Source organism: Stutzerimonas stutzeri (assembly GCF_051028275.1).
GTDB lineage: Bacteria > Pseudomonadota > Gammaproteobacteria > Pseudomonadales > Pseudomonadaceae > Stutzerimonas > Stutzerimonas stutzeri_AS.
In genome coordinates, this window is the sequence record NZ_CP069269.1 from 3,931,904 (window position 1) to 3,942,500 (window position 10,597).

A 10,597-nucleotide genomic window follows, 5' to 3' on the forward strand; every position below is an offset into this window, starting at 1 on the left:
GTGTCTGAGGTCAGGGCTGCCCGCCCATCAGGCGATCCACCGTTCCTTCCGCCTGCAGATGTTCAAACGCTGACTGCGCGCGGAGCACGGTGGCGTCGTCGGTCTTCCGGCTGAACGCCATGTACAGCCGCGTCGGACTATCGGGCGTGAAAACACGTTCGACCTCGTTCGGATCCAGGCCGGCCTCCCTGCAAAGCGCCAATATGTCCCGTTCAGGCATTGGCACAATGTCAACCTGACCGTTGAGCAGCCGCTTGAAGTTGTCGTGATTATGCGCAGTCACCACGATCTTGTTGAAGCCATTGGCCTGCAGGTACTGCTGGCGGACATCCTCGCGTAGTACCCCGACCCGATACGCTTTCGCCGCCTCCAGGTCGGGCACCTTGATATCGTCCCGCTCGCGCAACTTGTAGAAGTGATAGTCGATGCGCATGACCTCGCCCACCCAGCGAAACAGCGCCTCGCGCTCCGAAGAGCGCGCGATGAGGTAGATCAGCACGTCTGGCTCCTGTAGCGCCATGTCGTAGGCCCGTGCCCAGGGGTATAGGCTGATTTGGTAGCCAGCCAGCCCAGCGCGCTGCAAGGTCGCTTCGACCACTTTAGTGGCCGGGCCGCTGACCTTGCCATCCTGAAGATAGCTATAGGCCGTCTCCTCAGTCACCACCCGCACCGGCCCGGCATGTGCCAACGCGCCAAGTAACCCCAGGGAAACAGCGATCCAGGCAATAAGGCGCATCGTGCGGTCCTCGCAATCAGTCGGAGATACGGTTGCGGCCCTGCGTCTTGGCTCGGTAAAGAGCCTCGTCCGCACGGTGCAGAAGTTGTTCAAATTGGCCCATGTTGTCCGGATCGACGCCAGCCAGGCCAATGCTCAGCGTGACGTGACGCGAAACGGCGGAGGCTTCGTGCGGCATCTCCCGCTCGGCAAGCCGTTGCTGCAGTCGTACAGCCGAACGATACGCGGACTCTTCATCCACGCCGGGCAACAGCACGACGAATTCCTCACCACCAAGCCGCGCCACCACCTCACCGGCACGGGCAAACACGTGCTTGAGTGTATCGGCGACCGATTGCAAGCATTGGTCGCCCTGTGCGTGGCCATACTGGTCGTTGTAGCGCTTGAAAAAATCCACGTCGCACATCAGCACGGTCAGTGGTTGACCGAGCCGTAGCGCACGGCGGAATTCGACTTCCTTTATCTCGTCGAAATGCCGGCGGTTGGCCAATCCGGTCAGCGGATCGCTACGCGACAGTTGCTCCAACAACACGTTAGCGGTCCGCAACTCGGCAGTTCGCTCTTCGACCAATTCGGCGAGGCGGTCCCGGTGAGCGGCAAGCATTAGCTCGTCCTGATACTGCCTTTCCAGATACGCCGACAGCTTGGACTGCACACTGTTGATCCCCGATTCCAGCAGACTCAGCTCATCGTGGCGTCTGACTGATCGATCGAGGCGCAAAGTCTGATTCAGATTTTCTGGGGTGAGACGAGTAAGGTGTCGAGCGATCCGTTGTACATGCAGCGTCACGGTGCGGTTGAACATCCACATGATCAACCCCGCCAGAAGAAGCGACTGGATGACCTGGGTGATGATTATTTCGGCAACTTCATCTATAAGCCGCTCCCAGAGTAGCCCTTCGTTACCTTCCAGCCTCAGCTCGCCGACCGTCTCTTGGGCGCCGGCATAGGCTTCGTAGGTAAGCACACGCTGCAGCACCGGCGCGCGGTGCGCACCCTGCTGCTGGGCCCGTTGCCGCTGAATGATTTCCGGTGCACGCCCTGCCCGGATGACCTGCAGCTCGACGCGGCCAACCGGGGCAGCCTCGGCGACGCTGTCCAGCTGAGTTCTCAGGGCATCACTGTCCATTTCCCAGATGGCTTTGGCCAGGTTGCTCTGGAACACCTGGTCGATCAGCACCAATTCGGCATTCATGGCGGTCAGGCTGTCCTGCCAGGCTAGCCAGGTCCGCAGCCCCACGGTACCCACAGTGAACAACAGGCAAAAGCCGAGCGTAACCAGCACCAGGCGACGCCCGAGCGAGGAGGTCTGCCGAGGTGCATTCGCAGGAGGAGCGGGGTTGGGTGCATTGTCGCTCATTCATTCAAGCCATCGAGCGGCGATGGCGTCATAGCGGCCATCGGCACGGACGCGGGCGAGCGCTTGACGGAACCGCTCGACCACCTCATCCGGCGTGTTGCGACTGAAGGCCATGCACAGGCCGTTCGCGCCATCGAGGTCATCCAGGCTCAATTGAGGGATTGCCGTATCGTCAGGATTGCCGCTGGCCTGACGGACCAGATAGTGAGCATTGAGCTCGTTGGAAATCCATAGATCCACCCGCCCAGCCTTGAGCTTTTCGTAGTTATGCTCGTATTTGTTGCTCGACTGGAGATTACGGCCGATGGCAAATCCCTTATCGATCAGATATTGCTCACCAACGTCTTGTTTGACGGTTGCAATCTGGTAGTTACGAGCATCGTCGAGGCTCTTGAGCTTGAACTCGGTGCCAGGCAGGGAGAACAGGAACCAGCGCGTCGGCGCGATAACGCCAACCCATTTGAACAGCTCCTCGCGCTGGGGAGTGCGGGCAATGGAGTAGATAAGTACATTTTCGGAGTTCAGCGCAATGTCGTAAGCGCGTGCCCATGGCATTGACTGGATACGCGCGACCTCGCCTACCTCGTCCAGAACCGCCTGCACCACCTCAGTGCTCATCCCGGTGACCTTGCCATCGACCGTCATGTTGTAGGGTGGCAGCTCCTCGGTGACGACCGTAACACTGTGAGCGCCAGATGCGGCTGGAATGCCAAACAGCACTGCGACCAGCGTTAGGGCTAATGTGAGACGGGGAAGCGAGGTTCGAAGCATCAGGTGACCTCTCGGACACTAGCGTCCGGCGTGCAACAGGAACTGGCCATCATGATGGCGCGATTCAAACAGCAGTAGAGCACCTTTAGTCGGCATAACCCTGACTGACTTGAACGCTGGGATTGCGTCCAGCAAAGCCTGCCGACGAATGGGGCCTATAAACAGTTTGAGAAGAGCACCCGGCAGCGGCTTGCAGAGAGCCGTGCGGTCCGTGTTGGCGGTCCGGAACAGATTGTTTCCGAAGCAGTGCCAGACGGTTGGCTATAAGAGTCAGCCGTTTATCGGCTTCCGCCGCTCACTAATCGGATGGCATCGGTGGGACTCACAGCTCATCAGCTCACACCCGTGCACGCACCTGCTTCGGGGAAATGCCGAACTGCCGCTTGAACGCTGTGGCAAAGTTGGCCGGGCTGTTGTAACCGGCGCGCCAAGCGGCTTCGATAACGCTGGCGCCTTCTCGCTCCAGAACCTCACGCGCCACGTTCAATCGCCGTGCACGCTGGTATTCGAATATCGTCATGCCTTTGAACAAGCGAAACTGGCGTTGTAGCGTAGTGGCGTTCACTCCCGCTTCTCGGGAGATCTGATCGAGGCTCCAATCGTCGGCCTCTCCGCTATCAAGCAGTTCGAGAATCCGTTTCAGTCGTCGGTACTCCTGAGGCCGCAAGCCAGGTTCGACCGCGGCCGCGCTGCGGCCAAGGCTCGCCAACGCCTCGCAGGCAATCTCCAGCGCCCGGCTCTCGAGATACAGACTCGCCAGCAAGGCGTCGTAACCCGGTGGGTTGAGCATCTGGTCGGCCAGCGACAGCAGACGTGGCGAGGGTTTCCAGACACGCGGCGCCAGATGACTGGCCATGAAGCTGCGAATCGCCCCATCTGTCGCACCGATCACCTCGCCACGGCCCTCGAACCAATCGGGTGTCAGGCTTACCACAAGCTTGCGGATATGGCTGCCGCGGCGTGCCTGGCGGCGGAACTGGACAGGCTCGTTCATCGACACGGCCACACCTTCAGGTGCCCGCCCTGTCGAAGGGTGGCCAAGCGTCAGCGACAGGTCACCATAGCTGACCTGGCTATGACCCTTGAGAAAAAGCACGAACGACAAGCGCGGGCCGACCACATTTTCAGTGACGAAGTCCTGTAGCTCCTCACAGTCGGACCAGTGCAGAGAAAGACCATCGCGCAGCTGCGCCCATTTCACCCGGCCGAAAAGCAGGCGGTCGTCATCCTCGTTGGACAGACGCAGCCCCGGCCTGCTCATGGCTGGCAACTCTTCGCCACGAATGATGTGATCAGGTTGATTCATGCCGCGCTGCCTCTCGAACGCAAGTGATCGCAAAGCAAATGTTCGGTCACGCAAAGGTTCGTCAACCGGACGCATGGCAGACTACGCGTCGACAATGCTCGATGCAAATCATTATCATTAGATGGCGCGAACGCTTGCCAACTCCGTTCGACGCTCATTGCGACAGGAGCCGCCCATGGTTAGATATCTCAACGTTCCACGCCTTCGGCCAGTGCTGCTCGCCGGGCTGCTCGCACCATTTCCTTTGAGCGCGCTGGCGCAGAGCGTCGCCACGCAGGCCGAGCCAGCCCAGTTAGAGAGCATTACCGTCGAAGGCAATCGCCTGTACGACATGCCCTCGTCGGAGCAGAGCGGCGGTTATACCGTACCGGCCGCTACTGTCGGCACCAAGACGCCAGCCGAGCTGCGCGATATTCCACAATCGATCAGCGTCTATACCAGCGATTACATCCGTGATCGGCAGTTCGTGAACCTCGACGACTTGGCCAAGTACTCTACCGGTCTGCGCACCCTGACCAACGATAGCGGCCGCTCGTCGATCTACGCACGCGGCTACGAATACGACGAGTTCAACATCGATGGTCTGCCCGCGCCGATGGCCAGCATCAACGGCACGCTGCCTTCGCTGTCGCCGTACGATCGGGTCGAGGTCATGCGCGGCCCGTCAGGCCTGTTCAACAGCACGAGCGAGATGGGCGGCATCGTCAACATGGTGCGAAAACGCCCAACCAGCGAATTTCAGGGCAGCGTCACCGGGCGTTACGGCAGCTGGGACACCAACTACCTTGAAGCCGACCTGTCCGGCCCGCTTGACGAGCAAGGTCGCGTGCGCGGTCGCACCGTCATCTCGCGAGCCGACACCAATGGCGAGGTCGACTACAACGCCAATACCAGCGAGAGCTTCTACGGTGCACTGGACGTTGACCTATCCGACGCCACCGTCGTGTCCTTCGGGCTGATCCACCAGACCAAGGACATCCTGCCGCACAACGGCTATCCGGCCGCCATCAACGGCAGCCTGGAAGAGTTCAGCCGCTCAACCTACCTGGGCGCCGACTGGGGCGATTTCGACAGCCGCAGCACAGATATCGTCGCTGAGCTGAGCCATCGCTTCGACAATGGCGCCTATGGGCGCGTCGCGGTGCGCGGGTCCAAGCGCGCAACCAATTATCTCTATGCCTTCAGCGCGCGGAACGTGAACACCGGATCCACCAGCCTGGCCTATACGGCCCGCGATCTGGAGCAGGACACGCTCGCTGTCGATGCTAATTACAGCCAGCCGTTCGAGCTGCTCGGTCAAGTCAGCGAATTCGTCATCGGCAGCGACTTCAAGCACTACGAGACCGAGTATGCAGACGCTCGCGGCAACCTCGGCACCATCAATGTGGACAGTTATCAGCCGAGCGAGACCAGAAAACCTGACGTCACCTTTGGCACTCCAACCGAAACCGACGAACGCGAAGCTGGTCTCTACGCCAAGCTGACCTTTCGTCCCATCGAGCGACTGGCGCTGATCGGCGGCGCACGGGTTAGCAGCTTCGACGGCGACAACAGCAGCGCCGCCCAAGACGTTCGCGAATCAGGCTATGTGACGCCCTACGGCGGCCTGGTATTCGATCTGGACGACCAGCACTCGCTATACGCCAGCTATTCGCAGGTATTCAAGCCGCAGAGCGAGGTCAGCGCCAACGGCCGCATCATTGACCCACGCGAAGGCGAGCAGTACGAAGTGGGTATCAAGGGCAGCTATTACGGCGGAGACCTGAACGCGCGCATCACCGCTTTCCAACTTACCGACGAGAACCGCGCGACTGGTGCAATCGATGACAACGGCGTGCCGATCAGAGGCGTCTTCGAGGCCACCGGCAAAACCCGCATCCGCGGCGGCGAACTGGAAGTCAGCGGCTATCTGACCCCCGACTGGGAACTGCTGGCCGGCTATACCTATATGAAGACCGAGAACCTTGCCGGCGACGACAACGCGCTGTTTACGCTGATGCCCCAGCATCAGGCTTCGTTGTGGACCAAGTACACCTTGCCAGCCGGCGCCCTGCGTGGACTGGGCATCGGAGGCGGAGTTACGGCCATGAGCGATTTCTCCATCGAGCGCGCCGGCAGCCCACGCTTGAGCGCACCTGGTTATGCAGTCGTCGATGCCAAGCTGTCTTACCCGATTACAGACAAGTTGACCGGCACCTTCGACGTAAACAACCTGCTCGATCGCAAATACTATTCACGCGTCGGAAGCGTTGGCACCTTCAATTTCTACGGCCCGTCACGCAGCTTTACGGTTGGCGCTCGATACGAGTTCTGATCCACTCGAGCCGCCGATGCATTTGCGTACCGGCGGCGACCTACAGGAGATCACCATGCCCAAGTTTCACGCCCAGGTCGCAACGCCACGTGCCTCGCGCAACATGACACGCCTGTGCAAACACTTCGCACACAAGGCCGAGGTCGAGTTGGATGAACATCAGGCGAAAGTAGAGTTCGACTTCGGTCAATGCCGGATGGTTGCCATGGCCGATCAGCTGTTGATTGACTGTCAAGCCGAGGCCGGCGAAGCGGAAAAGCGCCTGCGTTTCGTCATTGACGACCACCTCCATCGCTTCTCTGGGGAAGAGGCATTGAAGGTGGACTGGCTGGATGGGCCATTGCCAAGTCACCACGGGTCATCCGAGCCATGAGATGCGCATTGTTCGCCCTGGTTGCTAGCCTGGGGTTGGCCACCATGCCGACCAAGGCGATGGAAGATCCTGTCTGGAAGCCGGTTCAGCTACCGCACATCGCTCAGCGCGACATCCATTCGAAGCACACCGGCAAGGACTATCGCATCTTCATCACCGAGCCGCGCCATGAGCCTCCACCGGGCGGCTACCCCGTGCTCTACGTACTCGACGGTAACGCCCTGTTTCCGGGCCTGGCAATCCAGGCCCAGGCACTGGAAAATCGGCCCGACCCAAACCTGCGCGATTCGGTTCTGGTGGTCGGTATCGGCTATCCCGGCGACACCCTGTACGACTTCAAGGCGCGCGCAGAGGACTACACACCCAAGGCTGAGGACCGCCAGCGCCTGCCAGGCCGCGAGCCGCCTCCATCGGGCGGAGCCAAAGACTTCTTGGCTTTCATCGAGCACGAGCTCAAACCGATGATCGCTCAGCGCTATACCGTAAATGCCGAACGGCAAACCTTGTTCGGGCACTCCTATGGGGGCCTCTTTACGCTCTACGCGCTGCTTACCCAGCCACAGGCTTTTCAAGGTTATGTTGCTGCAAGCCCATCGATCTGGTGGTACAAGGGCTACATAGAGCGCGTGCTCGCCGAGTTCGAACGAGAGTTCGCCGAACGGCCCCTCAACGCGCGCCTGCTGGTCACCGCAGGCGGCGCCGAGCAGCCCGCCCCGGATGCCCCCATGGACAATCCACGCCAGCGACACATGGCCGAACGACGCATGGTCGGCAATGCGCAAGACCTGGTCGACCGGCTGCAGCGATTCTCCGGACGGGGCCTGCGTAGCGAATTTCGACTGTTCCCTGGGGCCAACCATGGCACCAATGCCACGCATAGCTCGGTTGATGCATTGGCGCTGGCAGCCGCTGTAGGGTTTCCCCCATCCCGCAGCCGGGACGACTGAGGCCGCGAAAGCGACAAGAACCGGCCAGTCAGTCAAGCAAGACCAGCGCAACGAAATCTCCAGTGCTAGAGTCGGCGTCGCCTATTCGATCATTGGAGAAACCATGCGCCCTTTGTTTAATGCCCTGCTGCTGGCATTGCCGCTCTCGCTGTCGTCGTCCCTGGCCTTCGCCGCCGAATCCCCTGCCGGTCGCTGGCAGACCATTGACGACGAAACCGGAAAGCCCAAGTCCATCGTCGAAATTCAGCAGGCCCCTGACGGCACGCTTAGCGGCAAGGTAGCTGAAATACTCAATTCGGATCACGGGCCGAATCCGGTCTGCAGTGAATGCGACGACGATCGTAAGGATCAGCCCATCACGGGAATGACTATTCTTTGGGATCTTAAGCCGGACGGCGCGCAAGCGTGGAGCAACGGTACGATTCTGGACCCGTCCAAGGGCAAAACCTACCGCGCCAAGGCTAAACTGCTAGATGACGGTGACAAGCTCGAGGTACGCGGCTACATCGGCATCGAGGCATTGGGCCGCACACAGACATGGGTTCGCCAGTAACTGCCATTGGCATTCGGGATGCCTGATAGTCCGGCTCTCGAAGTGCACAGAGCAGCCAGCCAAGTCAGCGTCACGAATTTTTGCTTCGATACACGGCCTCGCGCACCTTGACGTTAACCAGGGCTCAAGCTTGGTCACCACGTCGCTCACACACCGATGCGGCGTTCTATAGCAGCCATTGATAAGCGGCTGGCTGCGGTTAGGAAGCGATGGCGCAGCTATGCCTACAGGAGTGGCGGTCAAAGCTGGCTAGGCTCGATATCACAGCATCACAGCATCACAGCATCACAGCATAAAATGATCAGGCCGCAGGATGCCTATGATCGGCACCTAGGAGCTTCATTGCGTATCGATGCCCGCGCATCGACTCCAGAGCAAGCTTGCGTCCGACTCGACCTGGTCGACTCGACTTACCATTATCAGCAGCCCCAAAGACAAACCCCCGACCTTCGTTAGAAGATCGGGGGTTTGGTGTAGAAGCTTGACGATGACCTACTCTCACATGGGGAAGCCCCACACTACCATCGGCGATGCGTCGTTTCACTTCTGAGTTCGGGATGGGATCAGGTGGTTCCAACGCTCTATGGTCGTCAAGCAATTCGGTTGGGGAGTCGGTGTTGAGTCGCTTCCCCTAATTGGGTATGTGATGGTGTTGCTTTGTACGGTTCGCTTTGCGAGCGTTGCGTCTTTTCGGTTTGTTGTCGACTTCAACCGTCTGACACACAAACATCAAATTGTTTGGGTGTTATATGGTCAAGCCTCACGGGCAATTAGTATGGGTTAGCTCAACGCCTCACAACGCTTACACACCCCACCTATCAACGTCGTAGTCTTCGACGGCCCTTCAGGGAGCTCAAGGCTCCAGTGAGATCTCATCTTGAGGCAAGTTTCCCGCTTAGATGCTTTCAGCGGTTATCTCTTCCGAACATAGCTACCCGGCAATGCCACTGGCGTGACAACCGGAACACCAGAGGTTCGTCCACTCCGGTCCTCTCGTACTAGGAGCAGCCCCTCTCAAATCTCAAACGTCCACGGCAGATAGGGACCGAACTGTCTCACGACGTTCTAAACCCAGCTCGCGTACCACTTTAAATGGCGAACAGCCATACCCTTGGGACCGGCTTCAGCCCCAGGATGTGATGAGCCGACATCGAGGTGCCAAACACCGCCGTCGATATGAACTCTTGGGCGGTATCAGCCTGTTATCCCCGGAGTACCTTTTATCCGTTGAGCGATGGCCCTTCCATACAGAACCACCGGATCACTAAGACCTACTTTCGTACCTGCTCGACGTGTCTGTCTCGCAGTCAAGCGCGCTTTTGCCTTTATACTCTACGACCGATTTCCGACCGGTCTGAGCGCACCTTCGTACTCCTCCGTTACTCTTTAGGAGGAGACCGCCCCAGTCAAACTACCCACCATACACTGTCCTCGATCCGGATAACGGACCAGAGTTAGAACCTCAAAGTTGCCAGGGTGGTATTTCAAGGATGGCTCCACGCGAACTGGCGTCCACGCTTCAAAGCCTCCCACCTATCCTACACAAGCAAATTCAAAGTCCAGTGCAAAGCTATAGTAAAGGTTCACGGGGTCTTTCCGTCTAGCCGCGGATACACTGCATCTTCACAGCGATTTCAATTTCACTGAGTCTCGGGTGGAGACAGCGCCGCCATCGTTACGCCATTCGTGCAGGTCGGAACTTACCCGACAAGGAATTTCGCTACCTTAGGACCGTTATAGTTACGGCCGCCGTTTACCGGGGCTTCGATCAAGAGCTTCGCTTGCGCTAACCCCATCAATTAACCTTCCGGCACCGGGCAGGCGTCACACCCTATACGTCCACTTTCGTGTTTGCAGAGTGCTGTGTTTTTAATAAACAGTCGCAGCGGCCTGGTATCTTCGACCGGCATGAGCTTACGGGGTAAACCCTTCACCCTCACCGGCGCACCTTCTCCCGAAGTTACGGTGCCATTTTGCCTAGTTCCTTCACCCGAGTTCTCTCAAGCGCCTTGGTATTCTCTACCCAACCACCTGTGTCGGTTTGGGGTACGGTTCCTAGTTACCTGAAGCTTAGAGGCTTTTCCTGGAAGCATGGCATCAACCACTTCTCCTTCTAAAAGAAGGATCGTCATCAGTTCTCAGCATTAAGATCCCGGATTTACCTAAGATCTCTGCCTACCACCTTAAACTTGGACAACCAACGCCAAGCTGGCCTAGCCTTCTCCGTCCCCCCATCG

General features: G+C 58.9%; 8 protein-coding genes and 2 rRNA genes (1 of these 10 only partly in view). 4 read left to right on the plus strand and 6 right to left on the minus strand.

Annotated elements, in window-relative coordinates:
- Positions 1-10: 10 nt before the first annotated feature.
- From JQR87_RS18335 to JQR87_RS18350, 4 genes are all read right to left on the minus strand, one after another.
- Positions 11-736: a substrate-binding periplasmic protein gene (locus JQR87_RS18335; protein WP_407294450.1), complete on the minus strand. Its 726-nt coding sequence runs from the start codon at positions 734-736 to the stop codon at positions 11-13.
- Positions 737-752: 16 nt separating this feature from the next.
- Positions 753-2,096, minus strand: a complete 1,344-nt coding sequence (locus JQR87_RS18340; protein ID WP_407294448.1) for a GGDEF domain-containing protein — start codon at positions 2,094-2,096, stop codon at positions 753-755.
- Positions 2,097-2,867, minus strand: a complete 771-nt coding sequence (locus JQR87_RS18345; protein ID WP_407294446.1) for a substrate-binding periplasmic protein — start codon at positions 2,865-2,867, stop codon at positions 2,097-2,099.
- Between the two features lie 337 nt (positions 2,868-3,204).
- Positions 3,205-4,173, minus strand: coding sequence for a helix-turn-helix transcriptional regulator (locus JQR87_RS18350; protein ID WP_407294444.1), 969 nt, complete (start codon positions 4,171-4,173; stop codon positions 3,205-3,207).
- A 175-nt stretch (positions 4,174-4,348) separates the two neighbouring features.
- Here JQR87_RS18350 and JQR87_RS18355 point away from each other — a divergent pair, with 175 nt between their 5' ends.
- The 4 genes from JQR87_RS18355 to JQR87_RS18370 all read left to right on the plus strand — a co-directional run bounded on the left by JQR87_RS18355 (position 4,349) and on the right by JQR87_RS18370 (position 8,360).
- Positions 4,349-6,487, plus strand: coding sequence for a TonB-dependent siderophore receptor (locus tag JQR87_RS18355; RefSeq protein ID WP_407294442.1), 2,139 nt, complete (start codon positions 4,349-4,351; stop codon positions 6,485-6,487).
- Between the two features lie 16 nt (positions 6,488-6,503).
- Positions 6,504-6,860 carry a DUF2218 domain-containing protein gene (locus JQR87_RS18360; RefSeq protein WP_434157921.1) on the plus strand — a complete coding sequence of 119 codons (357 nt, stop codon included), beginning with the start codon at positions 6,504-6,506 and terminating at the stop codon, positions 6,858-6,860.
- An 8-nt stretch (positions 6,861-6,868) separates the two neighbouring features.
- The gene (locus JQR87_RS18365; protein ID WP_407294438.1) at positions 6,869-7,807 is read left to right on the plus strand and encodes an alpha/beta hydrolase; all 939 of its coding nucleotides are present in this window, start codon (positions 6,869-6,871) and stop codon (positions 7,805-7,807) included.
- A gap of 103 nt (positions 7,808-7,910) precedes the next feature.
- The gene (locus tag JQR87_RS18370) at positions 7,911-8,360 is read left to right on the plus strand and encodes a DUF2147 domain-containing protein (protein ID WP_407294437.1); all 450 of its coding nucleotides are present in this window, start codon (positions 7,911-7,913) and stop codon (positions 8,358-8,360) included.
- Between the two features lie 479 nt (positions 8,361-8,839).
- On the opposite strand, the gene rrf is transcribed toward JQR87_RS18370, so the two are convergent.
- A 5S ribosomal RNA gene (gene rrf / locus JQR87_RS18375) occupies positions 8,840-8,955 on the minus strand.
- 154 nt (positions 8,956-9,109) lie between these two features.
- Positions 9,110-10,597, minus strand: a 23S ribosomal RNA gene (locus tag JQR87_RS18380); it runs 1,403 nt beyond the window's last position.

Bases quoted from the DNA above. Each gene is read 5' to 3' on its own strand.
- JQR87_RS18335 (WP_407294450.1), bottom strand. From the start codon at position 736: ATGCGCCTTATTGCCTGGATCGCTGTTTCCCTGGGGTTACTTGGCGCG.
- JQR87_RS18360 (WP_434157921.1), top strand. From the start codon at position 6,504: ATGCATTTGCGTACCGGCGGCGACCTACAGGAGATCACCATGCCCAAG.
- JQR87_RS18350 (WP_407294444.1), bottom strand. From the start codon at position 4,173: ATGAATCAACCTGATCACATCATTCGTGGCGAAGAGTTGCCAGCCATG.
- JQR87_RS18340 (WP_407294448.1), bottom strand. From the start codon at position 2,096: ATGAGCGACAATGCACCCAACCCCGCTCCTCCTGCGAATGCACCTCGG.
- JQR87_RS18355 (WP_407294442.1), top strand. From the start codon at position 4,349: ATGGTTAGATATCTCAACGTTCCACGCCTTCGGCCAGTGCTGCTCGCC.
- JQR87_RS18370 (WP_407294437.1), top strand. From the start codon at position 7,911: ATGCGCCCTTTGTTTAATGCCCTGCTGCTGGCATTGCCGCTCTCGCTG.
- JQR87_RS18345 (WP_407294446.1), bottom strand. From the start codon at position 2,867: ATGCTTCGAACCTCGCTTCCCCGTCTCACATTAGCCCTAACGCTGGTC.